Raw genomic sequence first — 26,599 nt, forward strand, 5'->3', positions numbered from 1 at the left:
CAAGGAGATTAAGAAACAAACAGACAAGATAATTAATTGAATAATAACATTTTAACTAACTGAATCAAGTAGGGATTTCAACTACTGATTCGCATGTTTAATAAATTAATAATTGTGTTATGTTTAGAAAAAAAGAAAAAGAATTTCAGTACCATCCCGGTATAGAGAAGATTATCGAGGATGTACAGGGTGGCGGAACCATTGCCCGAAAAGAGCTGAAGGGCGTCATCAAGGAATTGCCGCCTATCGTTGTTGTGGGGCGCGATGAAAACGGATTGTATCATGTTGTGAAAACCGCCCTTATCCAGAAAGTGAGCGGAACGACTATTGAGGTTGGCAAGAAGCATCTTTTTGTGGTCGGTGAAGCTGTTATGATTGGTGGTGATTTGAAGGGTGCATCCGATTTGATTGCGTCTATCGACAAGAGTAATCCTGAAAAGGATGTTATTACTCTTGCTGGCGCCATTGGAGAGGGCAGTGCCGGCCAAGTGCTTGTTCTTGCAAAAGACAAACAGGACGCTAATTCAGCCAAGTTCAAGTACATCCCTGAGGTTGTTACAATGAACAAGGTAGACGTTACGGTTGCCAACCAGCAATCAGGCTTGCTCGTTCGCGGAACGGTCAATGAGAGTGTAATGCCTTATCCTGTCGATGATGCCATTAAGTCGTTGTTGAAGGATATTCGTTTTGTGTACAAACAAGTATAAATAAAATTAGAGTATGGAAAGAAGTTTAATTAAACAAGTCAACCGAAAGAATATGGCGGCCCGTCTTAACTCCCGTAAGGTGAAGCCTATGTTCTACCCGAACTTTTTCGGTGTGAAGCAAAAAACATCCCTTAAATGGGAAACGTTGACGGGAGAAAAAGGTGCACCGGTTGTAGCTGATGTAATCAGCTACGATGCTTCGGCACCACAGAAGACGCGAGAAGTAGTAGGGAAAATGTCAGGAGATATTACAAAGACTGCCGTAAAGCGTGGTATGAATGAAAGCGACTGGAATGAGTATCGGCAGTTGAGTCGTGATTGCAACGGCGATGCTGATTTGCAGGCTCTTCTTGACCTTTCTTTCAAAGATCAGGACTTTGTATATAATGCAGTGCGTGCTCGTTTTGAGTGGTGGTGCATGCAGTTAATGTCTAAGGGTGGATTCGCTCTGAATAAATCCAATAATAACGGTATTGTTACGGAAGAGTTTGTCGGATGTGGTATGCCGAAAGCCAATCGTAAGGTCGCGGCTAAAGATTGGGCTAACGCGTCTACTGCTGACGGGTTGCAGGACATCGAAGATGTTATTGTTGCTGCAGCAGCCGATGGAGTTTCTCTTCGCTACGTTATTATGCGTTCTGATGAGTTTTCTTTGTTGAAAAAGCAAAAATCAACAATGGAGAAGGTGAAAGGATGGATTAACCAAAAGGATAAACTTACCATCACGAAAAAGGTCATCAACGAGTATCTTGCTGCTCAAGAAAAACCTGTTACTATTGTTGTAATAGACCCTTCTGTGCGTATTGAAGACGAGTCCCACAAACGTACTACTGTGAACCCATGGGAGAGCAGAAGAGTTTGTTTCTTGGAAGATCTTAATGTTGGCGATATACAACATGGTCCTATCGCCGCAGAGAGTTCTGTCGAATACGCCAAAAAAGCTACCACCTTGAAGAAAGATTTTATCTTTATCTCCAAGTGGTCGGAGCTGGAGCCGTTCAAGGAATGGACAAAGGCAGAAGCGAATGCTATTCCCGTAATCAACGACCCTGATGCCATGTATATCCTTAAAGCGGATGCGTTGGCTTGGGAAGAGAGCGAAAATACAGAGTATACGGATACTGACGACGAAAACGGTTACTAATGGATACTATTCGCGATACTATTCTTGCATTTCCCGGCCTTGAGGATACGGAGGACGCTTTCCTGAATCGAGTACTTGCACTTCGGGGGCTTGACGGCACGAAGCCCTACTCGGCAGATATAGATTCTTCCGTATGCCTCGCGGCGGCGGACTTGTATAAACAGATGGCAAACCTTCCGGACTTTTCGGAAGGCGAGCTGTCTAAAACCTACCCACGTAGTTATTATGTCAATACGGCGAAAAGCTTGTATATCGAAAACGGCGAGCCTGAAAAGGCACTGACGGTAGGCAGGCGAATCACCGTAAAAGGAAAGGCTGGGAGCAGATGGTAAAGCGAAAAGCATACAAAGCGACCGTCACGCTGGAGATAGCCGGAGGGGTTGTTAACGGCGAATGGCAGGAAGGGCGTACAGATATATTGCCCGTCAAAGGGCATTACAACTCTGCTACTGGTGCCCGGATAATCATTCGCCGTAACGCCAACGGTGACGAGAAGCAAGTTAGCGGCTATTTCTTTCCCGGCAAGAAACCAAAGTTTGAGGGTAATCCTATCAGACTAACTGTACCGGGTCTGGAAATAGATGTCCCGATAATATGCTGGGATTCATACCAATCACATTCTGTTATCAATGTATGAGTAAAAGTGGGCTTATCCCCTTGTGGACGGATAGCGATGTAGACAGATTCTACAGCTACTTTGTCGATAGAGCAAATGATAAGATATTTCAGATGCTTTCGGCCGCCGGTGAAAAGTATATCGGAGTTGCACGTAAATCCGGCTCTTATAAAGACCATACGGGGAACCTGCGTAGCTCTGTCGGTTATATGGTCTTCAAGGATGGGGAATGTGTAGCCGAGAACTTTGAGAAAAGCTCGAATGGTACGGATAAGCAAACGGGAGTCACAAAAGCTCGCAGGCTTGCTAAAAAGATCGCTCTTGAAGTTGGCACAGGGTGGGTTCTTGTCTTAACCGCCGGTATGGAATACGCAGCACGGGTAGAAGCTCTCGGATATGACGTTGCAGCTTCCGGTATCATTAAGTCGGAAGAGTATTTGCGAGAAACGAGCAAAAACTTATTTGACAAATTGGCAAAAAGAGGATATTAGAATATGGACGAATACGATGTAATAGATTTTATTTACGATGCTGTATCTGTATCTATCCCCGGCGTGCTTGTAGTAAAAGACAGGTCTGAGTCGGGAGTGAAAGTAGAGCATGTTGTAATCAACAATATAACATACGTAGAGTCTGATTTTACAGGTAAAACACCTGTGAATATCAATATCTTCGTTCCGCTTAATCCAAACGGCATGACGAAGCGTCAGCGTATGAAAGAACTGCGTCGAGCTGTGAGACGGTCTATCGACACGATAAACAGCAATGACGGGAATTGTAGAGAAGTTGAGGTCCTCTGGGTCGAAAAGATGCCGGAACTGAAAGAGGGGTTCGACTGTGTGAATATAAGAATTAATGTATTAACTGATAAATAAATTAAAATTATGGCAGCAAAAAGACCTATTGCAATGGGCGTGGCGGCAGTCAGGCTCGCAACTTATGGAGATGGTATTCCGGGATCAGATTTTAAATCACTACCATTGCCGTATAAAGGCTCAGTGGCATTTAATTTCGCCGACCCCAAGGAAGTTAAAATTGAAACGGAGGGAACGGATGAGCCGTTGTATGTGACATTTGTCAAAGATGCAACGGACTATATCGAGTTCTCAATTCCTACTCCCGACAACGAGACAATAAAAACTCTTTGCGGCGGAACCATTAACAACGGTGGGGCGGAGAAGGATATTTGGGAGCAAGACGCAACTTTCCCGAGCATTGTTAAAACCGTTCAGGTAGAAACCTTGCCCCACAAAGGCACAAAGGTTATATATACCATTGTGCATGGAAAGATTATGGCTAAACTTAATCAGGCGCCCGGTGCAGAACAGCCTGAATTGCTGCTTGTACGTGTTTACAAGCAGGCGGCAATCGCAGAGAATGGAGATGTAAAAACAGCCTTTACTCGTGAAGTCGTTTCTGTTCCCTAAAAATACATTTGTAGTCATTGATGGGCGGGAGATATTCTTCCGCCCTAATTTTAAAACGCTATGGATATACGACTATTGCAACAGCTTGAAGCCGAAACAATATCAGAAAAACCTCTGAAAATTCCCTTTAGCTTCGATAATATTGAACGGTTGCCCAAGGGAAAGAGTCCCGGTGATTGTATTGTTATTCGTCCGATAACCGTGCGCACATGGTTCTGTATTCGCCCGCTATTGCTTAAAATTGACAAGGAAGATCTTAGCCGGCTTATCAATAAACCGGGAGAAGTGGGCTCGGAGGTAGCGGAGGTGATGGATAAGTATGGCGAACTAATCATTGATATTGTTTGTTTGGGTATACACAATAAGCCGAGCACTCCTCCTGAATGGTTCCGTGATGTGTTGATGGATAATAGTACGTGGCAGGATATTCATGTGCTTCTCAACGCAATACTATTTAGGATAGGATTTTTCCCTTTTTGCAAATCTATCATAACTCTTCGGAGTGTGAGCCCAATGGACGAGGCGGAGATGATAGCCGCCCGGAAGAATTTAGAAAGCTGGAATCTCTCTCGCAAGGAAGATTCTTAGTGTTGGTTCATGAGGCGTTAGGGTTAACATACAAAGAAACGCTCGAATCGAGTTTTGTCTTAATTGAAGTAATGATGCAGGAATATGCATATATCACAAAAGAACGAAACAAGGCTTGCGAGAAAGGGTCGGATGAGGACGGGGATTATGAATGGGTAGAATTACCGTCCTTTGATAATCCGAACGAGATGATTAGGTATAAGAAATACCGAGATTTAGGTGATAAAATTAGATGATGGTTATATTTTAAGTTGTGCGATAAGCGCCAAGAGTTTGAATTTGGTTATTTGTGGGGAGGTTGCCTGTGATAGGTAGTCTCCCTATTTGTTTATAAACTTCTCTGTCTTATTATATTTTAATAAAAAAAGATATGGGAATAGTAAATAGGGAAGGTGCATTATACATGGCTACCGGTATAGACAATTCCGGACTATACAAAGGGAGACAGGAGGCCTTAGGCATTATTAAGGCAATGGCTGGAGAAATTACCAGCTTTGATGTGTTTGGAGGTATCGGTATTAGTGCCGGAATTGCTTTCGCTTCTGCGGCTAAAGATGCTTATGCTTTCGAGAAGCAGTTTGAATCATCCATGAAGGAGGTGGCTACAATATCAGATATTGTAAAAGAGAGTATGGATGCCACCAAGCAGAAAATAATCAGCTTGACTACTGACGAACAAATCCCAATTGGTGCCAATGAGATGGCAAAAGCTCTGTATGGCATCGTTTCCGCCGGACATGATGGTGAAAAGGGTATGCATGTGCTTGAAGTATCTGCAAAAGCTGCTGTTGGAGGTATCACTGAAACTGCTACTGCTGCCGACGCCATCACTACTCTACTTAATGCTTACAAGAAAGATGCTTCTGAAGCTGAAAGGGTTTCAGACATGCTTTTCACGACAGCTAAGCTTGGTAAAACGACTTTTGGTGAAATGGGAAAGAGTATAGCACAGGTCGCTCCTGTCGCAGCAGCCTACGGTGTAGAAATGGACCAAGTACTTGCGGCTGTAGCAACATTAACAAAACAAGGAACTCCAACGGCGCAAGCTATGACGCAAATTCGTGCGGCTATTGTTGGTGCATCTAAATATCTCGGAGACGGCGCTTACAATGCAATGAGCTTTCAAGAAGCATTGGTTAAGATAAGAGAAGAGGCGAATGGTAGTGAAGCGGCTCTTATAAGTATGATACCTGAACTCGAAGCAAGAAACGGACTTCTTGCACTTACCGGTATAAATGCAAAAGAAGCTTCCGGGCATCTTGATGAGATGGCGATGTCGGCCGGAGCTACCGAAAAAGCCTTTAAGGAGATGGCTTCCAGTGCGGAGAATCAACTTAAACTTCTCGGGAATAATATAACCGGTATGCTTCGCCCAATGGGGCAGGGGATACTTAAAGAGGTTTCGGAGGTGTCAACTGCCATCAATAAAGCGTTTGACGACGGGAAAATCGAAGACTCTTTGCAAACTCTTGGCGATTTGGTCGTGATTGTCACGGGGGCTTTGATTGGTTATAAGGGTGCTATTATGGCGGGGAATAAAATTAAAATGATACACGCTTCTCTTATCGAAGCAGAAAGATACGAGATGGCATTATACCGCAAAGCCGTAGAAGCCGGTGCGATTTCCGAAAACGTCCTTACATCGGCTCAAGTAAAGCAGATGGCTACCCGTAACGCCATGATTACAACCATAAAGCTACATACCGCTACTCTTATGCGAAATGCGGCGGCAATGCTAAGTAATCCATACGTAATGGCGGCTGCAGCAATTTCGACGCTTGGGTTTATTGTATACAAATATGCCACAAGGGTAACAGGCGCTGAAGCTGCACAACGAAAATTCAATGCGGCCATAAACGAGCAAAAGAAATCCTCGGAAGCTTTAAAAGAAAAGATATCGGACAGATTGAGGATTATTAAGGATGAAACTATTGCTGAATCGGAGAAACTGATAGCGTTAAATGAATTGCAAGAGATAATGCCTGCGGTTTTTAAGAACCTCGACCTTGAAATCCTTAAAAGAAAAGAACTGGTTGACATCATGAAAGAAGTCAACGCAGAGGATGAGAGGCAAAAAAGAATAGGCGCTAAGACTAAACTTGTGATGGCGCAACAGCGGTTGCGTGACATAGATAATCGAATCATCAGGACGAATAACGTTGGCGGTTATACAGGCGCTCTTGAAGAGAGGAGAAAAGAAGCGGCAGAAGAAGTACGACTTTGGGAGGAACGAGTTAAAATCTATGAGGATGCGCAAAAGAAAATCGAAGATGCCCAAAATGGGAGTGGGCAAAAAACAGAACTGAGAAACAAGGCTTATTGGGAGAAAGAGAAAAAAGACGCAGAGGATGCATTATCCAAAATGGATGTGTCAAAGAAGGGTTCCAAGGAATGGAATAATCTTATTTCTAATATTGAGAAATACCAAAAAGAAATAGATAAATACGACGTATCCAAGTCCGTTAAATCAGAGATAGAGATAAAGAAAGCAGAGGAAAAGATCGCTTCCATTCTTGCAGAACAAATGCTTGAACGTAAGCGTCTTGCGGAAGATTTGCAAATACAGATTGAGGAATCAAGGCTTGTAGCAATGAATGATGGCGTTGATAAAACAATTGCGCAAATGGAGCTTAATTTTGAAAAGGAAATGCAGGCTATTGACCGCCAGAAAGAAGATGCATTACGTAGGAAAATAGAGAATGCTCGCGCCGCTTTTGAGGCCGATCCAGAGAATAAAGACAAAGTGTTTGATAGTTCCGGGGTTGAACTTTCTGATAAAGAGAATAAGTTATTTGATGATTTGTACAAGGCGGCTGTTACTCGTAATGAAAGAGCCTACTTCAATCTTGCAAATCAGTACCAATCTTATACAGATGAACGCCTGTCTATTGAAAAGAAGTTCAATGATGATGTCATCCTCTTGCAAGAAGCCCGCAAGAAAGCGGCGGCTAATGGAAATGCCGATGAGATTTCCAAGATTGACCGCTCCATAGCAAAGGCTACCGCCGACAAAGGCAAGGCCTTGATGAAACATGATTTTGAAGTGCTCAAACAGTCACCGGAATATATCAGGGCGTTTGAGGACTTAAGAAACACGTCATCAGAAACATTATCATCTTTGCTCGAACAACTTGAAGGTGCGAAAGAAACAGCCGCTTCCGTATTAAACCCGGAAGACCTTCGGGAATATACTACCACCATTCAGGACATTATGAATGAGTTGGAAGAGCGTAACCCGTTCCAATCGTTGGCAGACAGGCAACATGAATTAGCCGAAGCAGAGCGAGAACTTGCCGAAGCTAAAAGGATGCTTGACGCCGTAATGAATGGGGCTAAGATTGTAACCGGCATTAAGAGTACGAAACTTGGTACTGATGGCCTGATTAATATTGAAAACACCTATCTGTCTGCGGAGGACGCTCTAAAGAAGTACAACAAGGCTAAGGATAAAGCATATAAGGCGAACAATAACTTTGTCAAAGCCGAGGAAAAAGCCAAAGAAAAGGTCGATAAACTCGCAGAATCGATTATAAGCATTGGGAATGCCATCGGCGGACAATCCGGAGAAATTATCTCTTTGATAGGCGATGTATCTTTGTTTGCATCAGAATCCATCAACGGGATAACGATGGTTGCCAAAACGGGAGCTGAAGCAATGTCCGCTGTCGAGAAAGCCTCTGTCATCTTAGGCATCGTGTCTGCCGGCATACAGCTATTGCAGAAGCTTAATTCCCTGCTTCCGACGGCTGAAAGCCGATATGAAGAATTTGCCGCAAAGGTTGCTGAAATTAATAAGATTACTGACGCCGTGAACGAATACCGTATAGCCGCTATTGAGGCACGGCACGCTGAAGAGGACTGGTTCTCGGAAAACAATTTGAAAGGGCTAAGGAATTATAGGGAAGTCCACGATGAGATATTCAAGGCTTATAAGGATAAGGCGAACGAGCGGCAAGCCGTGTATCAGAATCAGAAAGGCGGCGGATGGCTTACAGGCTCTCTTGGCTATGGATTGCTTGGGGGGATAGACGCCTTGTTCGGCACCAACATTCTCGGGAACAAATATGATGAAAACACGGTAGAGGCTATAAAGAACCTCCGTATTGAGACCAGAAAACGCAGCAGGGGACTCTTGGGTAGCGGCCTTTTTGGGCGCGACCAGAAAACCGAAGATTTGGTTTCGTGGGCACGAAATAACGGTTTTGGCGAGTTGTTCGGCAAAGACAACCTTATCAACAAGGATGCGGCAAAGGCTATTATCGACAAATACGGTGATAAGCTCGTAGGGCAAACCAAGGAGACGCTGGAATCACTCGTCAAGTTACGCGAGAAATACGATGAATATATAGAGAAACTCCACGAATATGTCAACTCTTTGTATGAACCGTTGGTAGATAACTTCGTGGATAGTATTTGGACTTGGCTCTCTGATGGGAAAGACGCATTGAAGAGTTTCCGTGAATACGCGGGTGATACTTTTAAAGATATCGCCAATGACATGCTTAAATCCATCGTGCTATCTAAGATATTCGGAAAGGGTGAAAATAGCTATCAAAGCAAGATAAACAAGGCTTATGAGGATTATGCCAAGAAACTGATAGATGAGGTGGAATTGAACAGAAGGGTTTCCGAGTTGACAAAAGAACTCATGGGGACGGCCGAGCAGCAGTTGCCTGTCATTCAGGGGATGGCGAAAAACATCAACGACACGATAAAGAATATTGCCGGTATAGACATAACCGGTGATTTAAAGTCAGACAAGGGAGTTACCGGAAAAATACAGGAAGCCCTCACGGAAGGAACCGCCAACCAACTGGTTGGGCTTTGGAATATGTCGTCTCTTGATATTAGGCATATTAAAGAGTTTTTGCAGAACATCCCACTGGAATTTTTCAGGTGGTCTGATGATATTCGCATAGATGTTGGGCAAATCATGCTTCTTGCGGCCGAAATTAAAAATAACACCGAGCGTACAGCTGATAATACGTATGGCTTGAAAGAAGAACTTCGAGAAATAAAGAATGAGATTATAGAAGTCAAGAGAAATACTAAAGGATATACTGGGAGGGGGTAGTTATGTATAAGTTTGATGATATAGATATTACATCTTTAGGGGCGATGCCTGGCAAAGTTCCGGGTGAATGTCTTGCTATAAGTGGGGTGTTTGACTTACCAAAGCGTGTCGGGGAGACAGAGTATAATTGGGGAACGTCGATAGAACCTTTTGTCGAGGAAGCAGACATTAAATTAGATGGCCGTACTATCACGCTCGTTTGCGTGGTTAATCATGGTATGGTAGAAGAATTCAAACAGCATGCTATCGCATGTAGGAAGTTGACTACGGACTTTGGGGTGTTTGACGTGATACAGCGTGATGCTATATTCGTGGAAAGGCATGCAAATATTTGCATTGTTACGGTTAAACTATGGCAACCAGAGTACATCCCCGTGGAACTAACTGTAAATCCTTCCGGCGGCGCATATATGCTTATCGGTTTGTTTAATCTTGCTGATGATTTTGGGGTATATATGAAATATAAAAGTGGAGTGAGAGATACTTCTAAAAGGATAGAGGTTCAAACCACATCCTTGTATTCCAGCTCTATGTATAGAGAACCTCAGGAACTTTCTTTCTCCTGCTTTCTGAAGGCAGGAACCATGCAGGAAGCATATAGTAAGATGATGCAGTTTCATGCGCTTTGTGTGTCTCCCGGCATCAAGATGTTTACTGATGCAGAAAATAAACAACACAAAATATATTTTAAAGATGAAATAAGATGTAAGACGATAGCGGATGGGCTGCTGTCATTTGATTTGAAAATGCGTAAACTCAATGATTGATAAGATAGATATATACGGTTTAAGGGATGGGGTTATTGAAAAAGTAGCCTCTATCCCTTGTGAAAATACGTTTCATAATTCTTCTTTAATGACTAAAGACGAGTTGTCCGTATCTGTTGTTGCTGATAGTACTCTTCCTATAAAGGTTGGGGACTATTGCACAATGGGAGGGATTGTGTATCGTATGAATCGTGATGCTGAGTTTACGCAAAAAACGGAAGTGCAACATGAGTATTCAATTGTTTTAGAGGCGCCTATTTATACGCTTTTAGATAAAGTTGTTTGTAATCGAGTTACCGGTAGTACCAAGGTCGTATTGACAGGAAAACTCCGAGACTTCTTGGAACTTCTTACGTGGAATGTAAACAAGTCGGAAGATAATCCTCTCGGCGTTGATACGGGGTGGAAAATAGGATTGTGCCCGGACACCGAATACAAGAATATAGTACTTGACGGGGTAAGTTGCCGTGCAGCGTTGGATAATCTTCGCAAAGCCTTTAATGTTGAGTATTATACTTCCAACAAGACAATAAACTTTGTATCGCATATAGAGAATGAAACCGGGCTTACATTCACACAAGGCAGAGGCAAGGGATTGTATTCACTTGAGCAAAAGAATGTCGATTCGAGCGATGTCGTTACCCGGCTATTCCCTAAGGGTGGAACAGAGAACGTTATTCCGGGAGAAGGTGATGAGGAAGGGCGGCTTGTTCTGCCTGAAAAATACATAGAAGACTTTAGCGAGACGAGTAAGGTAGTTGAGCGAGTTGTTAAGTTTGAGGATATACATCCTACTTTTCAAGGAAAGGTCGGAGCTTTGAGCGGTGAAAACAATAGATCGTTTATCTGCAATGAGATAGATTTCGATATCAAAGAGCTTTCTGTCGGATCTGATGCCCGCGTCAATTTCCTTACGGGAGATTTGATGGGAAAGGCTTTTGAATTTTTTTGGGATAATAGCAAGAAAAAAATCACGCTCATCGGGCAAGTTGACGAGTTGGCCCTTATCGATCCGAGCACGCAGTCTCGGCCTGTTATTCCTGATACGAATAAACGTCTTCGTGGTGGGGAGCTTTTCACGCTTACCGGGCTCCATATGTCTGGTACGTATAAAGAAAATGCGATTAATACATTACGAGAGAAAGGGAGGGAGTGGCTTAAATACCATTGTCGTAAACGTGTTAAATACAACCTTGATGTTGATTATAGAATGTTGCGGGGGAAACGTACATTGTCGGTAGGTGATCTCGTTACTGTCAAGGATAAGAATAGGGGTATTAATGCGCTTATACGCATTGTGTCAGTTGAACGCAACCTTCGCACTGGTAAACTCTCTTGTGTTGTCTCAAATTATCTTGATGAAAAGTGGGAGAAAAAGATAGAGGGGCAGATAGCATCTGTTCAGGCTGCTGTATCTGGTGGGGTTGGGGTGTCTGCAGCTGTTGATATAATAGAATCAAACGATGCGAGAGAGTTTACGGATAAACGGGTGCTATCTGCGCTGAGAACAATAAGAGAAATTGAAAAGAAAGCCTTATCAAAAGAAAAGTCTGACCGCACCCCTTACTCCTTAGAGGTAGGCGAGGACTTGACCGTAGACGGTAACGCCTCCGTTAACCATGACCTTAACGTCGGTCGTAACGCCACCGTCGGCAATGACTTAACGGTCATGGAGATATTGCGTGCTCTGATTAAGATAGAGACCGCATCCCTTAACGTTTCCGGCAACAGCAAAACCGGCACGCTTGACGTAGCCGGCAAGGCAACCGCCCGTGACGTAGAGGTGGCTAATCAAGTGACATCCCTCAATGCCGTTATCCGTGCATTGGCCACTATCCACAACCTCACAGTGGATAATACCGCCGACATCATGCACGGCATCATCCGACAATACCTGTCATCCGACAAGTTTGTTTCCGGATTTCTCGGCGAGGGCTTTAAAGTGTGGCAAGATGCTGCAGGCTTGTGGCATGGCGAGCTTGATATGCTAACCGTGCGCAAGACGTTTACTGTCTTTGAGTTGGTTGTGCAAAAAATTGTCCATCAGGGCGGCATGGTTATCCGCTCAGCTGCCGGGGGTAAGATTACCAAGGTGACCGATGGCGGCAGCTATTGGAGATGCGAGCACGACAGTAGCGACGACTTCGTGGCTAATGACCAAGTGCTGTGCCAAGTCTTTACAGGCACGAAGATGAAGCGCTATTGGCGGCTTGCAACATCAGCTGGTGCAGGTTACTTTAATTTGTCTAAGACAGATTGCGAGGCAGGCAGCGCTACTCCTGAAGTGGGAGATGAAGTAGCGGTTCTTGGCAACCGCACCAACGCCGCCCGTCAGTCCGCACAGATAGATTGCGCTGTAGGCGCTAATGCCCCCTACCGTGATGACTATGCGGGTATCAACTCGTACAGCCTCGCAGGCAAGCTGGTGACCCGTACAGGCAACCTGTCAGGCATTGTTGACCCTGATTTCGGGGCATTGTCGGGCTTTGGCCTATACTCTCTCAACGCATATCTTAAAGGCATGCTTAGGTTAACCTCCGGTAAGACGGTTGAGACTGCCATCGGCGAGGCACGGAGCGGTGCTATCTCCGTAGCAGCCACCGATGCGCAGGCTAAAGCAAACGCCGCCAAAGCATCCGCTATTTCTGTTGCTGCCGGTGACGCCCAAGCCAAGGCTGATGCCGCTAAGCAGGCAGCTATTTCTGCCGCCGCTTCGGACGCACAGTCCAAGGCTATGGCCGCAGAAACCAATGCCAAGACACATGCGCAAGCCATATTAGACGCCTTGCAGATAGGCGGTCGCAACTACATCGTCTTATCCAAGCTGGCAGCATATACGCCGTATAATGCCGCTTGGCAGGTTAATGGTAAGGTAGTATCGACACAAAAGGTTACGGCGACTTTTATCACTTTGAGGGTAGACGGCTTTATGCCTATCGCAGGCGAGCCTTACACATTGTCTGGTGTAATGACTAAAAACGGAAGCCCGGTCACAAATGCGATGTGGGTAACCAAGACAGCCACCACCTATGCCACTCCTAAGCGATTTGAAGTAAACGACGCTACCGGTTATTTTGAATGTACAATGGTGTGGAAAAAGGCCAATATATGGTTGCTCCATACCAACATACAGGGAGAGGTCGGCAACACTATTACAATTGACGGCTTAAAGCTGGAAAAAGGCACTAAGGCAACCGATTGGACGCCCGCACCCGAAGACGTGGAAGCCGGGATAGCCTTTGAAATCACAAAGGTGCGCACGGACTTTGACGTGCGGGAGGGGCAAATCAGCTCTAAAGTAGCCGAGGTAAATGTCAAGACGCAGCAAGCCGTATCCGCCTCTCAAACCGCCACAGAGAAAGCTTCACAGGCTGCCGGCTCCGCCACGCTTGCCGGGCAGAAAGCCACAGAAGCGGACGGTAGCGCCAAAGCCGCCAAAACATCCGAGTCTAATGCGGGCAAGTCCGCCACATCCGCCGCAAACGAAGCCGGAAAAGCGAAAAGCAGTGCCGATGCGGCTGCTGCTAAACTTATAACAGTCACCGAAAAAGAGAGTAACATCAACCAGACAGCCGGGCAGATAGCTACCAAGGTAACGGAAGTGACCAAGCAGGCAGGTATAGCATCTCAAGCGGCTAACAATGCTTCGGGTTCTGCTTCGGCGGCCGCCAGTAGTGCGACCACTGCCGGACAAAAGGCCACGGACGCAGCTAACAGTGCGAATGCCGCTAACACGGCTTTACAGACCATCTCTACCAAACAGACGCAGATTAACCAGACGGCGGCGGAGATTGACCTTAAGGCCACTCGCACGGAACAAGCGGCAGGTAGAGCGGAAGAGGCAGAGGCAAGGGTTAATATAGCTGCCGATGGTGTTGTTATCAATGCTGCCAAGCAAGCGGCGCAACTGGCCGTTGATGGTGTGCAGATAGGCGGGCGCAACCTGTACAGGAAGAGTACCGAAATAGTTAACTTAGCCAATGCGCCCGCTATACAGAAAGAAGCGGATGCCGATTCTGCGCACGGGTTTAAGCTGACAGGGCGGTCTGGCTTAGTATGTGGAGCAAGAATCCGTAGCATCATCGCTGACAACGGTGATTATGTCATCAGCTTTTGGGGCAAGTCCAACGGGTCGGGTACTCCCAAATTCGACATCTGCGACAACCTGTGTACGGGAAATGCAACATTTACAACGGAGTGGAAGAGGTTTGAGCTTAAGGCCAAAGTCAGAAATTATAGTGCGGTAGACGGCCTATTTATCGACATCGAGAATCTTGTCTGGTTGTATTATTGGTTTAGAGACTTTAAGGTCGAGAAAGGCACGAAAGCCACCGACTGGACGCCCGCACCTGAGGATGTAGAAGCGGACGCAACGGCTAAAGCCGATGCAGCCAAGCAGTCGGCCATCAGTGATGCCGCCGCCAAGTACCCCACCAAGACGGAGTACTCCGCCCAATTGGCGGTGTTAAACAGCTCCATCTCGTCCAAGGTATCGCAGACAGATTTTAACGCTCTCGGAACTCGTATGTCCACTGCCGAGCAGAAGATTACACCGTCCTCCATTATATCCACCGTGTCATCCACGGTAGAGAGTGCCAAGACTGCCGCTATTAATGCGGCAGCATCCGATGCTAAAGCCAAGGCAGACGCCGCCAAGCAGGCAGCAATATCCACGGCCGCAAATGATGCCACGGCAAAGGCTAATAGGGCGGAGGCTAATGCCAAGGCACACGCCAACAATACGTTTACCCCAATCACAACGTACAACACTAAGGTCGCGCAGTTGGAAAACCTCATCAGCCTTAAGGCAGAGTCGTCAACCGTCAGCGGACTTACTACTCGTATGGCGGTAGCCGAAGAGAAAATAACCCCCGGTGCAATCAATATGGTGGTTAAGGAGCAGATAACAACGGCAGTGGGTAACGTACAGGTGGGAGGCCGTAACTACGTTATATTATCCAAGCTGGAGAGTTGGATAGCCAATACATCCGTACCAGTGATAACAGGAACTGATGTGAATGTAATGCTGACAAAAGACAATACCACCGAGCAACAGGTGATTATCCGCGTCAAAGGGTACGTTCCTGATGCCGGGATGCCTTATACCGTTAGCGGTTACATGACGCTCGGAGGTCGTCCGATAAAAAACTCGGATTTTCGTGTAAAGCGGATGAATCACGAGTTAGGCACGGATAACTTCCATGTTGATGATTCTACCGGTTACTTCGAATGTACGCATAAATACAACGGCAGTAACCCGTGGCTGCTGAACGTAAAGCTTACTGCTACTACAGGCACTCCGGTAAAGATTAGTAGGTTTAAGTTTGAAAAGGGTACTAAAGCGTCTGACTGGACGCTGTCACCGGAAGATGCAGATGCCGCCTTGCAGATAGGTGGTCGCAACCTGTACAGGAAGAGTACCGTAATTAACAATCTGATTAACAATCCCTCTATACAGAAAGAAGCGGATGCCGATTCCGCGCACGGATTTAAGCTGACAGGGCGGTCTGGCTTAGTATGTGGAGCAAGAATCCGTAGCATCATCGCTGACAACGGTGATTATGTCATCAGCTTTTGGGGCAAGTCCAACGGGTCGGGTACTCCCAAATTCGACATCTGCGACAACCTGTGTACGGGAAATGCAACATTTACAACGGAGTGGAAGAGGTTTGAGCTTAAGGCCAAAGTCAGAAATTATAGTGCGGTAGACGGCCTATTTATCGACATCGAGAATCTTGTCTGGTTGTATTACTGGTTTAAGGACTTTAAGGTCGAGAAAGGTACTAAAGCCACCGATTGGACGCCCGCTCCGGAGGATGTGGAGGCGGATATAGCCTTGCGCCCCACAAAAGAAGAGGTCAAGGCCGGCATAAGCATTACTACCGGAGGTATTAATGTTTTTGGCAAGGAGATTAGCCTTGCGGGTAAGGTGACATTTGCCTCGCTCGACAGCAGCACGCAAGCGACTATCAACGGCAAGGCGACAACGGTCGCATTGACATCCTTACAAAACAGCCTCGGTGCAATGGCTTACCAAAACATGGTCAGCCTCGCCAAGCTTGATACTACAATTGTACAAGGTGGCTATATCAAAACTAACTTGATAGATGCCAATGCCGTTGTTACCAACTCTCTTCTGGCAACAAAGATTGCGGCAACGGATATAACAACCGGCAGGCTTACCGTTATCGACGGGGCTAAGATTGCGGGCTTCCGGGTTAGCGGAAATAATTTATCTAACATGGATAATGACGGGAACTTCTCGAATGACGCTTCTATCATCTTCCGCAACGATGCTAAGAAATGCTTTGCCGGCATAGGAGGCAATGTACTTCCGACATCGTCGGGATTGCGTGCCGTTGCACGCTTTGAAAATGAGGATACGAGCGACCAATGGGGCGCGTATGCCAACTATGCGATGATTGTCAGCGCAAGAGGGGCTAACGACAATTGTGCCATCGCCATACTCGGAGGGTATGTGTCGAGATTCGCCGAAAAGGTGGAGGTCGTTACCTCGTCGAGGACTATCGACATATCGACAACGTGCGTACTGTGCGTAAACACCTCCGATATAACCCTCACCCTGCCAACCATGCAGAAGTATGATAACGGGCACGTCATTGAGATAAAAAATCTGGGTAACAACAGCGTTACCATTAATACCGGATATGGCTATCATATTGATGGTACTCAAAGGAGGACATATATACACGTTGACAGGGGCAGCCATGTTACATCCCTGACCATCGGCGGAAATGGCGACGCTATGCGGTTTGTCTATGCCCGCGACATTAATAACGGCTCGCAGTATGGCTGCTGGGCACAATTTAAAAACCCGAGAGACTGGTAATTATTAACTATATAAAAATAAAAGAGTATGAAAAAAATCGACTTCAGAAAAATCAAGGTGAGCGACATTGAGGGCAAGGAAACCACGATGGACATCGCAAAAGAAATGGGTAACACCATCTATAAGAATACCCCCGACTTGGGAGAGCTTGAATTTGCCCAAGAAATCTATAAGAGAGGTGAGGTAGAGGTGACGGAAGAGCGTGCCGCCATCGTGCGCAAGTACATGGATGTGGGACAGTTTTTTGCCTACATAAAGAAAGCCGTGAATGATGAATTAAACAGGATATTAACCATTAAAGATTAACAAAAATGAAAAAGTTAACAGAAACAAGCCGCTCAACAGCGGTAACAGCCAGTGCCAAAAATGGAGAGTATGAATATGGGGTGAATTACAATTTTGCCGACGGTGGAATTGTCAACTTGCAATGTAACGTTACCAAAGTTACAACCACAGAAGAAACGGGTGAGCAACGCTTGTACGTAGGCTCGATGTCCCTAAGTGGTGGCAACAAGTCAACGAGCTTTCCGGCAAACGAAGAGGTTGCCGCACATGCGGCTATGTTTGAAGCAATCATTGCCGAGGTAAAAGAAGAGATTGGAGCGTAACGGTAACCGCCCGCCTTGCCGGTTGTGAGGCGGGCGAAAAAAAGAGAATGATTATGGAAAAATACAAAGAGTTCCTTGTGCTTTTGTCGGCGGCTGTAGCGGCATATTTCGACACTACGATTACATTCCTTTATGCCTTGCTGATAGGCTTTGCGTTCAACATCTTTGCCGGGCTTCGGGCTGATGAAGTTAAGTTCGTGATGACACGATTTCCGTCCTTTGGATTCATTAATTACAAGGGCCAGAAGTTGGTTGATTCATTGAAAGAGCTTTGCTTGATAACGTTTATCACTTATATGCTTAAGGCGATAATCGACCTTATGAATTTTGAGGAGAAGAGTGCATACGTGGTGCAGGTGTTGATTGCCATTGCCATCTATTACTATGTCAAGAACGGGCTTAGGAATCTTTCCAAGGCCTATCCCAAGGTAAGATGGATAAAGATGCTATATTATCTCGTGTCGTTCAAGTTCCGGGAGATGATGCCCGGTATTGTAAATGATGCAATAAAAAAAGAAGAGGAAGAAAGCGGAAAGGAGGGTAAGGAATGAAGCCGAATGAATTTGTAAGATGGATATATCCGCAAGCCAAGAAGATGGGGGAGATTGACCCCGTCTTTGTTACCGCCCAAGCTGCTCTTGAAAGCGGTTGGGGAAAGTCTGCCATTGGGAATAACTTGTTTGGTATTACCAAGGGAAGTAGCTGGAAAGGAGCGGTACAACTGGTAACTACGACCGAATACTTCTCGCGCTCAGATGTGGCATTTAGAGCTCCTGAAAAGGTTATTCAGGTTGTTAAGCTATCGGAGTATCGATATAAGTACACCGTCAAGCGCTTGTTCCGTGACTACGACAGCGTAGCCGACTGCTTGGCAGACCACTTTATGCTGCTCCAACGCCCGCAGCTTGCTGACGCTTGGCCGTACCGGAAGAACCCGGAGCTATATGTTCGCAAACTGGTAGACAACGTAGGCGGTAAGTATGCCACCGCACCGGATTATGCGGAGGTAATGGATAAAATGTTTAAGGTGGTCAGGCGAATTGTTAAAGAGGAGGGGTTATGACACCGAACGAATATAAAGAAGCTAAACGCCTGATGGGCATAGGTTGTATTGCTCTTATCCTTATGCTGTTGACGATACTGCTGCATGGATGTGCCCCTATCAAGTATGTACCTGTTGAGACCCTGAAAGTGGAATATCGTACCCGCGACAGCATCCGGCATGACAGCATATACAAGCATGACAGCGTCTATATCAAGGAAAAAGGAGACACCGTATATAAGTATATTAAGCAAGTGGAGAATCGGTATCTCTTTATCAATAAGACGGACACCTTATTACAGACAGATAGTGTGCAAGTGCCCTATCCCGTCGAAAAGAAACTAACCAAATGGGAAAGTATTAAGCTTGATATGGGTGGATGGATGTTCGGGGCGTTGATTGTGCTTTTGCTATACATCCTATACAGACGATATATTAAGTAGATGATACTTTTTGTTCATGGTAAAGGCGGCCGTCCGGGATGGGTGTCCGCCTTTAATGTTGGTTGCGCAAAAATGTTGCATTACGTATCTCTGTACGCCAATTTTTTGCAGACCCTCCCGAATCGTACTCTCCGGAGATGAAAACAATGTCTTCTCCTAATTTGGCCCCAGAATTCCTTCCGCGAGCATAAGCAACAGTACGCCCAAAAAGTTTGACGGGAGCACATGCCCCATATCCGGTAAAATCCTTCACGATCAAATCGCATTCTTCGTATGGGGATTCCCCGGTAGTTCCAAAGCAAGACAACATCAATTCACGCACGTAGTCTATGATTGTATCATCAAACCACCATGCGCCATCCTCCCATTTCCCCCTAAGATTACGGGAGCGTGTTACAAACTCTTCATTGTATGGTGTTTCAACCTTAATTTTGTCTTCTATAATAGAAAGTCTGATTTTATTCATAATTTAATATTATTTTTTATTGAACCATTTTACTTTTTTATGAGAGTACTGCAACTTACAATCCTCTTTTTCAAGAATAAATGCCGCAATCCAGTATGAAGAGGTTTTCTGCACTTCGTCGTCTCTTCCAAATACCATCGATTTGGGTATGATGGCGCTCGAACCATCAAAGGCTGTGGCCTTATAAGCTTTCGGCGAAATGCTTTTCAAATCCGCCAATCTTACTGAATAAGCTTTGGTTATCATAAGGGTTGCCCGTCATGCCGGTAGCACAGCGTTATATGTTTTTCTATTCGACAATTCTATATAAAACCACCCTGTCAACATCTGAACAAGTAAACATTTTATTGCCTAATTCTTGATGCAGATTTATGTTTGTACACCTGCCTTCATTTGCTAAAATGGTCAAGCAGTTTTCTTTGTCTGATATCTGTTTATCAGACATATAGCTTGCCCAGTATTCTTGCCGGGTTTTAAATCCATCAAACCCTGTTCCTCCGGCTAAATCCCACAAGGAAACCAGTTCGCCTACGGTGAAATCATCCACAACGTCTTGGCCGGCATAGCCAAAGTATATCGTTTGTATTCTCTTCCCGATAATATCTGGGAAATCGGATATTGACAACTCTCTAAGTTCGCCATTTCTTGCGGCAAGTCTCATATCGTTCAAAAAGTTTTCTGTTTCCATAATCATATTTTTTGTGGGCGACGGTTAGTCGCCCGTTACCTTGTCACTCACCCATACACTCTTTAACGGCATATTGATCTTTGAGTAAGCACTGAACAGAATGCCCACCTATACTAATGAAGTAGTCGACTATCGCGTTCCACCTTCTTCTGAAGCATCCACTTCCTTTCACATTAGCGATGAAGCTGTCAACTGTTGCGTAGCAAATATTTGCGCCGCTGTACTTGCAAATCTCTTCGCCCGTGTACTTATTGATGATTGTAATCATAATTTATGGTATTTATTATTGTTTTTCTTTTGTTTGATGCAAATATATAGCTTTTTTGCTAAACTAAAAACTATAAATATAGTATTTGCGCTATATTTAAAACTTATTATATAGTGAGCGTGCTATATTTACATTTATTAAAACGACATATAGTCTTTAGGTATAATTTATCCTATTTTATTTCGTACAAATACTATATTTATATATCTTTGTGGCAAAAAACAAACGTTTCTTATGGCAAAAACAGAATTAAGAATTAAAGAACTCTGCAAAGAGCGAGGTATTACGCAGGCACAGCTTGCGGAAAGATTGGGAATACAGGCTGTATCGTTTTCACAGGCCGTATCAAGGAATAAGTTTAGCATTGACCGTCTGGCGGATATAGCCGACGCTCTCGAAGTAGAAATACCGGACTTGTTTCAGGTTCCCGACTCTATTGTTTGTCCCAATTGTGGCAAAAGGTTTAAGATGGTAGATTAAGATAAAGGAGTATATAGGCTATTCTATATACTCCTTTACTTCTCTCAACGCTTGCTCAACACTTCGCACTACAACATACTTGCTACCGCATTTCTCCGCTTGAAATTGGAACTCTTTCTGTTCTTCGGATTGTCTGCCTGTCTTTGTCTTAAATTCGATGCATAGCGAAGCGAACCCTTTTTTCGGCACAAGCAGAATGACATCTGAAACTCCTGCCGTCACTCCTTGGCGTTTCATATTGACGGCCTCTATTTTGTTCCGGCTGCCGCCATTCGGTATAGCGAAAAGCAGCTTTCTGGGGAGTTTCGGGAATACGGTGAAAACCTTATTAAAAAACTCGCTTTGCATATCAGATTCTTCATGCTTGATTATCCGCTTTTTTCGTGATGGATTTTTCATCTCGGCGTAGCAGTTATAGCACATGAATCCGGCATCTGTTCTAATGACAGATACCGTTTCACGTCCGCAGGTTATACATGTCTCTTTATTCATCTTTCATTCGTTCAGTTTATTCGTACATACTTACCTGCTATATTGCAATCTCTTAATATTTCCGCATTGTTTTCACCGAAAGCAATTAATACACTTCCGCAACCGGGACTGTCCCCTTGAATACCATCTGGACGGTAGAACTTGATTCTATTTCGCAAGAATTTCATAGCCGTGGCTCTCTCAAATATAATATCCTGGAATATTTTGCTGTCGAAACGGTTAAACAACAAGGCAATACCATTGTCATGTCTTGCCAGCCGTCTAACAAATTGTTCTATAAGCGGGCGGGAATAAGGCGGGTTTAACCAAACGCGCCCTATCCATTCCTTGGATAATCCGTTGTCATTTTTATTGTACATCCTTATAGCAGTTTTCCATAATGGTTTTACAGGGGCGCATGGGTCTGTGTCAAACACACCAAGCGCATTTATAATCTCTTTCGGGGTGTACCATTCATCCGTGATATTAGCCGATCTTTCAAATGCCGTATTCATACCCATCGCACTAATTTATATTTAACTACCTATTCTTAATTTCTCTGCAATCATATTCTTTCTTTTAAGTTCTTTATTTTTCCTTATTTCCTCTTCACCCCATACCATTGCATCGTATAGTGTCCCCGCATATAAGTAGAACTCCTCGCTGTTTGAAAGAAAATCTACCCTGATTGCCGCTTGAAAGGCTTGGGTGTACAAATTCATATCTTTTTCCATATTATCAGTTTAAAAACATTGTTATTATCGGTCGTACGCACCTCTCTTTCATCCTCCCTTTCAGGTAATACCTATATCTGTCAAGCAGAGCTTCAATACACCGTTCCATCAGGCGCGAGTATGGTTCTTCACTGTCGGGGCACACCTCGAAAGGGGTTACCACTTCGTAGCCTTGAAATGTTAGGCGCTCCTTCATTTTCAAGGCGTGCTCTTTCGTTTCTTCCAGTTCTCTTCCAGTTATGGGAAGACTGAGGTAGACCCTCTTTGGAAATGCTTCTCCATGTCTTGCCCTTTCTCTATCAGCTTTCATTTTCTCTTTGATGTGTTCAGGCAATGCCTCTTGCGTAACCTTGTCGAACGTAATGCATTTGATTCTATTCATAGTTTACTTATTCTTTTCTTGAATGGTGTGATTTACAGATAGGGTGAATGTGGTCGCACCACTGTGGGATATTCCGGAATGTTTTTTATAGTTTCCACGGATGAGACACAATGCTTCGTTGATCTCACTCTCGATGAAATGCCTTTCTTCTAACCATTCTTGCCGTGCCGGGTGGTCGGTGTCAACGTGAACTTTAATAGTAATAATTTTCTTCATTTCTGTATTGTTTTGAATTAAACTTATTCGCACAGCCCATGATACAAGCTCATACAACTATACCCTCCCTCCGGCTCAAACATATCGTCCATTCCGGCATCGTTACGATTTACATAAGCGAACACTTCCTCAATTGTCGGGTAAGCTCCATTGGCACAGAAGCGGCGGGGTATGTAGGTTGGAGGGAAGAAGGAGCTGCCTTTCGGCGTTTCATCCCGCATGCGTTGCTCCGCGGCAATCAGGCGGTTTCGCCCGTAATCATCTTGTGAGATTAGCTTAACCTCCCGCTTTCTGCACATGATGCACGGATAGCATCCCACCCGTGAGAACCCACGCTCATAAAGCGGGTTGGGGCGTTGTCCGGCTGCAAGGATATAATCTATAACCTCTTGTGCCGACCAATGAAAGATGGGGCGCAATACGCTTGCATCGTGCCTGCTACACCAATCTATCACATCCTTTCGGCGATAGGACTGTTTCCATTTTTGATTGCCCTTTTTATCTGTAATCCTCTCGAAGTACTCTCCGAAGTAATTACACTCATACGGCATCTCTGCCCGACTTGCGCTTTCCTTGGCCCTGATGCCTTGTATTATCAGGCAACTGTCATCAAGAGATAGTATGTAATCTATCATCGGGATAATCTTTAATTCGTACGTGCAGAAACGTCTTGTTGTAGAGGGAAAACGGGAACGCTTTACCGCCATATCTACGAAATCGGAATACTTGCTGCTTTTAAGTACATGAAGCGTAACACCGAGATGGTTGCATACGTCATGTATGTGTGTATAGGTATCCGGATGTTCCCACCCGGTATCACAGAATACGGCCTCTATTTTGTCTGCTCCGTATTTATTAGCGGCTTGGATTAAACAAGCTTGCGAATCCTTGCCGCCTGAAAAACTTACTATTATCTTCATATCTTATTTTTTATCATCCACTCCGCCACCTCTATTATCATGCCACATACAAGGGTGTAGAACAATACTATGTAGATGGTGGAGAGGATTAGTTTTAATGTTTTCATACGGCTTCATCTATTAGGTCGAACAAGGATGGTAGGTCTACCTTTTCATCAGCAGCCTTGCAGTATGTGGCACCGTCCAAGAAATAAGCAGGGTTGAGTTCCACAGCCAATCCCTTGCGTCCTTTCTGTATCGCACGATAGGGAACCGTCATAAGTCCTCCGAATGGGTCAAGAACAGTATCTCCGGGATTACTCATCTGCTCAATAACACGGTCGACGATATCGAATTGCAACGGGCAAAGATGCATCTCTTTCCCTTTGCTCCATTGTGAGCCATTAAGCGTTCGCATGCGTGTTATATCTGTCCATACTTCATCGCTCCAGCTTTGCGGCTGCAGAAGCATGAATCCGGAAGGTAGTTTGCCTTTAAGTTCCAGCGTTTCAGCTATCTTCACGATATACTCAAAATCCCAAACCTCGTTTAATGAATACTTCTTGAATGTCTGAAAGATTTGCTTTGCATCCATCGACGCAAGCTCTTCAGGTGTAATCCCCCTATTGCCGGAGCTACGTGTAAATCCGGCTGCATCAAGTTGCCAGCGTGCGCGGGAATATCCGTCTTTGTTTTTCCACTCCTCGCTATCAGGAAGCCACTCTTTTTTGTCTTTCACTACGGGAATATCTGCGTATGCAGTCGTACGATCTGTTTGAGGTTTACGGAATAGCATGAGATATTCAGGCATACCGACTCCCATCTTGGTACCGTCTTTACATTGTTCAGTCCATCCAAGACGGTAAGTTTGGTTATTTTCTCTGACTACATCGGTGACAATTGTTTTCATGCCCATGTATGCGAACCCGTGTTTAACAAAGTGATGATGAACATCCATGTGGAAAGGGTAAACTGTTTGACATCCCATACCTGACAAACCCATAGGGACAATACGGTCTTTCACATGGATAGCTGCAATGCGTCCCGGTTGCAATACCCGATATAGGTTTGGTGTGAGGTAGTCCATTTGCTTGAAGAACTCTTCGTTACTATCCGAGTGTCCGAAGTCCGCATAATTAGGAGAGTACTCGTACTGCGTGGCAAATGGGATAGAAGTACATATAAGCCCTACCGAATTGTCGGGGTAACGCTTCTTATCTGCCATCTCCGGCACGTTGTCGTTATTTACTATGGTGAAGTTCTCACCATTAACCTCTACACGTTCAACGCCCATTTTACGGGCAAGGTGTTGTGCCATTTCTGCATGCGACAAACCGTATTTTCTTATTATTTCAGTCATTTTCGATATTAGTTTATTGTGATTTTCCCATTTCTTTTCAAGCGATTTACGGACGTTACGTTCCGCTTCCGTATAGATAAGGTCGATGCGTACAGTTTTAGTTTGCAGGAACCGTTGTATGCGGTGAATAGACTGTATGAAGTCGTTGAACTTGTATCCGATTCCGAGATATATCGCCCAGCTGCAAAATCGTTGGAAATTACAGCCTGAACCGGCAATGACCGGCTTTGCCGCAAGTTCCTGAATGCGCCCGTATGAGAAGTCGAGTATATTCCTTTCCCGCTTCTCGTAATCTTGTGATCCGTATATTGACTTTATAGTCGGTATTGCTTTCTCTATTGCGTGCCGTTCAGCTTCTAAGTCATGCCAGATGATACGGTGTGCTTCTGGATTCTCCGTCCGTAGTTCAAGCATCTTTTCGATTCTTGCCGGCAGGCTTTCCCGTTTCTCTTTTGCCGACTGTTCAAGTCCGAGAGCTTCTGACCTGAACATGATGTATTGCCCTTTTTTATCTATCTCCGTTTTCGTGTGATCGGATGGTATCTCGTGCCAGCGCAAGTCAAGTTCCGGGAGTATGTACCCTTCATCGTCCTTAGGATTACCAGTGATGTCTGATGGTTTATTAACGAACAATGCCCAAGAAGAAACCCATAGCCAAAACTCCTCTTCCTTGTGTGGATGAAGTGTAAGATGGTCCGCATGCGTTGAATCTCTTTTGAAGAATCTTGTTTTTGCTTGTGAAACGTCCATCACCCCCAAGAAATCGGCATAGGCAAGAAGCTCTATATATTCATTCGGTGATGGAGTGGCCGTTGCCACGAAGCGATACTTTACACGCTCCGCACCTTTCCGGTCTTGCATCGGCCCGGCGTCTCCTGTGAACAGCCGCATAAACTCACGAAACGTCTTTGTTCCGCCAAGTCCGCGAAGTACGGACGCTTCGTCAAGACTGGCTACCTTGAAAAGGTTAGGGTCAAGCTTGCCGTCTCTTATGCTTTCATAGTTCGTTAGGTATATACCATCACCGGACATCTCTGACGGTCTGCGGATAAACTTCGGCAGTGTTTCCCATCCGAGTATATTCTTTGCGTCCTCCACGAACTCCTGCTGTACGGAAAGCGGGCAAATGATTAGTCCGCTTCCTGAACCTACGTTTGACAGCGTACATCTTACCGCCTCTAATTGTGTCACGGTCTTATGAAGCCCGAAAGAAGCGAAACAAGCCCTTTTGCCACCCTCTACCAGCCATTTCACCATCAGTTTGTTATGGGGCTTCAGTTTCGGATTAATATCCGTAGTATCGAGAGAGAACCCACTGTTCTCGGATAGACGTATTTTTGACCTTAAAAAATCTTCGTATGTTTTCATA

At 44.9% G+C, this 26,599-nt stretch carries 27 protein-coding genes; 17 read left to right on the forward strand and 10 right to left on the reverse strand.

Features of this window, described 5'->3' with window-relative positions; genetic code table 11:
- Window positions 1-119: 119 nt before the first annotated feature.
- The 16 genes from EV202_RS13195 to EV202_RS13275 all read left to right on the forward strand — a co-directional run bounded on the left by EV202_RS13195 (window position 120) and on the right by EV202_RS13275 (window position 19,266).
- Window positions 120-707 carry a hypothetical protein gene (locus EV202_RS13195; RefSeq protein ID WP_131927386.1) on the forward strand — a complete coding sequence of 196 codons (588 nt, stop codon included), beginning with the start codon at window positions 120-122 and terminating at the stop codon, window positions 705-707.
- Window positions 708-720: 13 nt separating this feature from the next.
- Complete coding sequence (locus tag EV202_RS13200) at window positions 721-1,851, forward strand: major capsid protein (protein WP_131927387.1); 1,131 nt, start codon at window positions 721-723, stop codon at window positions 1,849-1,851.
- The gene (locus EV202_RS13205; protein WP_131927388.1) at window positions 1,851-2,183 is read left to right on the forward strand and encodes a hypothetical protein; all 333 of its coding nucleotides are present in this window, start codon (window positions 1,851-1,853) and stop codon (window positions 2,181-2,183) included. The genes EV202_RS13200 and EV202_RS13205 overlap by 1 nt, the downstream gene beginning before the upstream one ends.
- Entirely contained in the window at window positions 2,177-2,488 is a 312-nt protein-coding gene (locus EV202_RS13210; protein ID WP_131927389.1) for a hypothetical protein, read from the forward strand. The genes EV202_RS13205 and EV202_RS13210 overlap by 7 nt, the downstream gene beginning before the upstream one ends.
- On the forward strand, window positions 2,446-2,958 hold the full coding sequence (locus EV202_RS13215) for a hypothetical protein (protein WP_234878300.1): 513 nt from the start codon (window positions 2,446-2,448) through the stop codon (window positions 2,956-2,958). The genes EV202_RS13210 and EV202_RS13215 overlap by 43 nt, the downstream gene beginning before the upstream one ends.
- Before the next feature lie 3 nt (window positions 2,959-2,961).
- Window positions 2,962-3,342, forward strand: a complete 381-nt coding sequence (locus tag EV202_RS13220; protein ID WP_131927390.1) for a hypothetical protein — start codon at window positions 2,962-2,964, stop codon at window positions 3,340-3,342.
- Window positions 3,343-3,351: 9 nt separating this feature from the next.
- Window positions 3,352-3,894, forward strand: coding sequence for a hypothetical protein (locus tag EV202_RS13225; protein WP_131927391.1), 543 nt, complete (start codon window positions 3,352-3,354; stop codon window positions 3,892-3,894).
- A 60-nt stretch (window positions 3,895-3,954) separates the two neighbouring features.
- On the forward strand, window positions 3,955-4,482 hold the full coding sequence (locus EV202_RS13230) for a hypothetical protein (protein ID WP_131927392.1): 528 nt from the start codon (window positions 3,955-3,957) through the stop codon (window positions 4,480-4,482).
- Between the two features lie 370 nt (window positions 4,483-4,852).
- Window positions 4,853-9,556 (forward strand): phage tail tape measure protein, encoded by a 4,704-nt coding sequence (locus EV202_RS13240; RefSeq protein ID WP_131927394.1) that lies wholly within the window; start codon window positions 4,853-4,855, stop codon window positions 9,554-9,556.
- Window positions 9,557-9,558: 2 nt separating this feature from the next.
- Window positions 9,559-10,323, forward strand: a complete 765-nt coding sequence (locus tag EV202_RS13245; protein WP_131927395.1) for a hypothetical protein — start codon at window positions 9,559-9,561, stop codon at window positions 10,321-10,323.
- Window positions 10,316-17,173: a hypothetical protein gene (locus EV202_RS13250; protein ID WP_131927396.1), complete on the forward strand. Its 6,858-nt coding sequence runs from the start codon at window positions 10,316-10,318 to the stop codon at window positions 17,171-17,173. The genes EV202_RS13245 and EV202_RS13250 overlap by 8 nt, the downstream gene beginning before the upstream one ends.
- Window positions 17,174-17,200: 27 nt before the next feature.
- Complete coding sequence (locus tag EV202_RS13255; RefSeq protein WP_131927397.1) at window positions 17,201-17,479, forward strand: hypothetical protein; 279 nt, start codon at window positions 17,201-17,203, stop codon at window positions 17,477-17,479.
- Window positions 17,480-17,484: 5 nt separating this feature from the next.
- Window positions 17,485-17,781: a hypothetical protein gene (locus tag EV202_RS13260; RefSeq protein WP_131927398.1), complete on the forward strand. Its 297-nt coding sequence runs from the start codon at window positions 17,485-17,487 to the stop codon at window positions 17,779-17,781.
- Between the two features lie 53 nt (window positions 17,782-17,834).
- Complete coding sequence (locus EV202_RS13265; protein ID WP_131927399.1) at window positions 17,835-18,332, forward strand: hypothetical protein; 498 nt, start codon at window positions 17,835-17,837, stop codon at window positions 18,330-18,332.
- Complete coding sequence (locus EV202_RS13270; RefSeq protein ID WP_131927400.1) at window positions 18,329-18,844, forward strand: glycoside hydrolase family 73 protein; 516 nt, start codon at window positions 18,329-18,331, stop codon at window positions 18,842-18,844. Before EV202_RS13265 ends, EV202_RS13270 begins: the two co-directional genes overlap by 4 nt.
- Window positions 18,841-19,266 carry a hypothetical protein gene (locus EV202_RS13275; RefSeq protein WP_234878301.1) on the forward strand — a complete coding sequence of 142 codons (426 nt, stop codon included), beginning with the start codon at window positions 18,841-18,843 and terminating at the stop codon, window positions 19,264-19,266. Before EV202_RS13270 ends, EV202_RS13275 begins: the two co-directional genes overlap by 4 nt.
- A gap of 52 nt (window positions 19,267-19,318) precedes the next feature.
- Here EV202_RS13275 and EV202_RS13280 read toward each other — a convergent pair whose 3' ends face one another.
- Genes EV202_RS13280 through EV202_RS13290 form a run of 3 tightly spaced genes read right to left on the reverse strand, consistent with a single transcriptional unit; the run spans window position 19,319 to window position 20,420 of the window.
- Window positions 19,319-19,732 (reverse strand): hypothetical protein, encoded by a 414-nt coding sequence (locus EV202_RS13280; RefSeq protein ID WP_131927401.1) that lies wholly within the window; start codon window positions 19,730-19,732, stop codon window positions 19,319-19,321.
- Between the two features lie 9 nt (window positions 19,733-19,741).
- On the reverse strand, window positions 19,742-19,978 hold the full coding sequence (locus EV202_RS13285) for a hypothetical protein (protein ID WP_131927402.1): 237 nt from the start codon (window positions 19,976-19,978) through the stop codon (window positions 19,742-19,744).
- 43 nt (window positions 19,979-20,021) lie between these two features.
- Entirely contained in the window at window positions 20,022-20,420 is a 399-nt protein-coding gene (locus tag EV202_RS13290) for a hypothetical protein (RefSeq protein WP_131927403.1), read from the reverse strand.
- 502 nt (window positions 20,421-20,922) lie between these two features.
- On the opposite strand from EV202_RS13290, the gene EV202_RS13295 reads away from it, so the two are divergent.
- A complete protein-coding gene (locus EV202_RS13295) occupies window positions 20,923-21,168 on the forward strand; it encodes a helix-turn-helix domain-containing protein (RefSeq protein ID WP_131927404.1) in 246 nt (81 codons plus the stop codon).
- Between the two features lie 18 nt (window positions 21,169-21,186).
- Here EV202_RS13295 and EV202_RS13300 read toward each other — a convergent pair whose 3' ends face one another.
- From EV202_RS13300 to EV202_RS13330, 7 genes are all read right to left on the reverse strand, one after another.
- Window positions 21,187-21,660, reverse strand: a complete 474-nt coding sequence (locus EV202_RS13300; protein WP_207903450.1) for a VRR-NUC domain-containing protein — start codon at window positions 21,658-21,660, stop codon at window positions 21,187-21,189.
- Between the two features lie 11 nt (window positions 21,661-21,671).
- Window positions 21,672-22,154: a DNA N-6-adenine-methyltransferase gene (locus EV202_RS13305; protein WP_131927426.1), complete on the reverse strand. Its 483-nt coding sequence runs from the start codon at window positions 22,152-22,154 to the stop codon at window positions 21,672-21,674.
- 21 nt (window positions 22,155-22,175) lie between these two features.
- The gene (locus tag EV202_RS13310) at window positions 22,176-22,373 is read right to left on the reverse strand and encodes a hypothetical protein (protein ID WP_131927405.1); all 198 of its coding nucleotides are present in this window, start codon (window positions 22,371-22,373) and stop codon (window positions 22,176-22,178) included.
- Window positions 22,374-22,377: 4 nt separating this feature from the next.
- Window positions 22,378-22,755, reverse strand: coding sequence for a hypothetical protein (locus EV202_RS13315; RefSeq protein ID WP_131927406.1), 378 nt, complete (start codon window positions 22,753-22,755; stop codon window positions 22,378-22,380).
- A 3-nt stretch (window positions 22,756-22,758) separates the two neighbouring features.
- A complete protein-coding gene (locus EV202_RS13320; RefSeq protein ID WP_131927407.1) occupies window positions 22,759-22,971 on the reverse strand; it encodes a hypothetical protein in 213 nt (70 codons plus the stop codon).
- A gap of 23 nt (window positions 22,972-22,994) precedes the next feature.
- Window positions 22,995-23,891 (reverse strand): phosphoadenosine phosphosulfate reductase family protein, encoded by an 897-nt coding sequence (locus tag EV202_RS13325; RefSeq protein WP_131927408.1) that lies wholly within the window; start codon window positions 23,889-23,891, stop codon window positions 22,995-22,997.
- A gap of 103 nt (window positions 23,892-23,994) precedes the next feature.
- Window positions 23,995-26,598: a DNA methyltransferase gene (locus EV202_RS13330; RefSeq protein ID WP_131927409.1), complete on the reverse strand. Its 2,604-nt coding sequence runs from the start codon at window positions 26,596-26,598 to the stop codon at window positions 23,995-23,997.
- Between the last annotated feature and the right edge of the window lies 1 nt (window position 26,599).

Source organism: Prevotella heparinolytica (assembly GCF_004342845.1).
GTDB lineage: Bacteria > Bacteroidota > Bacteroidia > Bacteroidales > Bacteroidaceae > Bacteroides > Bacteroides heparinolyticus.

Coding starts and splice junctions, on each gene's coding strand:
- EV202_RS13195 (WP_131927386.1), top strand. CDS start 120: ATGTTTAGAAAAAAAGAAAAAGAATTTCAGTACCATCCCGGTATAGAG.
- EV202_RS13200 (WP_131927387.1), top strand. CDS start 721: ATGGAAAGAAGTTTAATTAAACAAGTCAACCGAAAGAATATGGCGGCC.
- EV202_RS13205 (WP_131927388.1), top strand. CDS start 1,851: ATGGATACTATTCGCGATACTATTCTTGCATTTCCCGGCCTTGAGGAT.
- EV202_RS13210 (WP_131927389.1), top strand. CDS start 2,177: ATGGTAAAGCGAAAAGCATACAAAGCGACCGTCACGCTGGAGATAGCC.
- EV202_RS13215 (WP_234878300.1), top strand. CDS start 2,446: ATGCTGGGATTCATACCAATCACATTCTGTTATCAATGTATGAGTAAA.
- EV202_RS13220 (WP_131927390.1), top strand. CDS start 2,962: ATGGACGAATACGATGTAATAGATTTTATTTACGATGCTGTATCTGTA.
- EV202_RS13225 (WP_131927391.1), top strand. CDS start 3,352: ATGGCAGCAAAAAGACCTATTGCAATGGGCGTGGCGGCAGTCAGGCTC.
- EV202_RS13230 (WP_131927392.1), top strand. CDS start 3,955: ATGGATATACGACTATTGCAACAGCTTGAAGCCGAAACAATATCAGAA.
- EV202_RS13240 (WP_131927394.1), top strand. CDS start 4,853: ATGGGAATAGTAAATAGGGAAGGTGCATTATACATGGCTACCGGTATA.
- EV202_RS13245 (WP_131927395.1), top strand. CDS start 9,559: ATGTATAAGTTTGATGATATAGATATTACATCTTTAGGGGCGATGCCT.
- EV202_RS13250 (WP_131927396.1), top strand. CDS start 10,316: ATGATTGATAAGATAGATATATACGGTTTAAGGGATGGGGTTATTGAA.
- EV202_RS13255 (WP_131927397.1), top strand. CDS start 17,201: ATGAAAAAAATCGACTTCAGAAAAATCAAGGTGAGCGACATTGAGGGC.
- EV202_RS13260 (WP_131927398.1), top strand. CDS start 17,485: ATGAAAAAGTTAACAGAAACAAGCCGCTCAACAGCGGTAACAGCCAGT.
- EV202_RS13265 (WP_131927399.1), top strand. CDS start 17,835: ATGGAAAAATACAAAGAGTTCCTTGTGCTTTTGTCGGCGGCTGTAGCG.
- EV202_RS13270 (WP_131927400.1), top strand. CDS start 18,329: ATGAAGCCGAATGAATTTGTAAGATGGATATATCCGCAAGCCAAGAAG.
- EV202_RS13275 (WP_234878301.1), top strand. CDS start 18,841: ATGACACCGAACGAATATAAAGAAGCTAAACGCCTGATGGGCATAGGT.
- EV202_RS13280 (WP_131927401.1), bottom strand. CDS start 19,732: ATGAATAAAATCAGACTTTCTATTATAGAAGACAAAATTAAGGTTGAA.
- EV202_RS13285 (WP_131927402.1), bottom strand. CDS start 19,978: ATGATAACCAAAGCTTATTCAGTAAGATTGGCGGATTTGAAAAGCATT.
- EV202_RS13290 (WP_131927403.1), bottom strand. CDS start 20,420: ATGGAAACAGAAAACTTTTTGAACGATATGAGACTTGCCGCAAGAAAT.
- EV202_RS13295 (WP_131927404.1), top strand. CDS start 20,923: ATGGCAAAAACAGAATTAAGAATTAAAGAACTCTGCAAAGAGCGAGGT.
- EV202_RS13300 (WP_207903450.1), bottom strand. CDS start 21,660: ATGAATAAAGAGACATGTATAACCTGCGGACGTGAAACGGTATCTGTC.
- EV202_RS13305 (WP_131927426.1), bottom strand. CDS start 22,154: ATGAATACGGCATTTGAAAGATCGGCTAATATCACGGATGAATGGTAC.
- EV202_RS13310 (WP_131927405.1), bottom strand. CDS start 22,373: ATGGAAAAAGATATGAATTTGTACACCCAAGCCTTTCAAGCGGCAATC.
- EV202_RS13315 (WP_131927406.1), bottom strand. CDS start 22,755: ATGAATAGAATCAAATGCATTACGTTCGACAAGGTTACGCAAGAGGCA.
- EV202_RS13320 (WP_131927407.1), bottom strand. CDS start 22,971: ATGAAGAAAATTATTACTATTAAAGTTCACGTTGACACCGACCACCCG.
- EV202_RS13325 (WP_131927408.1), bottom strand. CDS start 23,891: ATGAAGATAATAGTAAGTTTTTCAGGCGGCAAGGATTCGCAAGCTTGT.
- EV202_RS13330 (WP_131927409.1), bottom strand. CDS start 26,598: ATGAAAACATACGAAGATTTTTTAAGGTCAAAAATACGTCTATCCGAG.